Source organism: Zoogloea sp. LCSB751 (assembly GCF_002028455.1).
In the GTDB taxonomy this organism is placed as follows: Bacteria; Pseudomonadota; Gammaproteobacteria; order Burkholderiales; family Rhodocyclaceae; genus Zoogloea.
Genome location: NZ_MWUM01000255.1, coordinates 1 through 266, shown reverse-complemented (window position 1 = coordinate 266; position 266 = coordinate 1). Strand labels below are relative to the sequence as shown.

Sequence of the window (266 nt, the reverse complement as noted above, 5' to 3'; positions counted from 1 at the left end):
CCTGGGTCGCCGTTTGTTTTTGCGCACCGCCACGCCCTGGTGGATGAGCCATGGCCTTCTAGGGAGATTTGGATATAGTCAGGACGTCGCACTCTCGGCCACCAAGGGAGACAGGCCATGGCTGCCATCATCGAAGTCGTCGATCTCATCAAGCACTTTCCCGGTGTCAGGGCGGTGGACGGACTCAGCTTTGCCATTCCCGTCGGTAGCTGTTTCGGCCTGCTCGGCCCGAACGGGGCGGGCAAGACCACCACCATAGAGCTGCT

1 protein-coding gene is annotated in these 266 nt (G+C 60.9%); it reads left to right on the top strand.

Features of this window, described 5'->3' with window-relative positions; all coding sequences use genetic code 11:
• Positions 1–117: 117 nt before the first annotated feature.
• Positions 118–266, top strand: a 149-nt coding sequence (locus tag B4920_RS29165; RefSeq protein WP_139379699.1) for an ATP-binding cassette domain-containing protein, incomplete at its 3' end; no start/stop codon positions are given.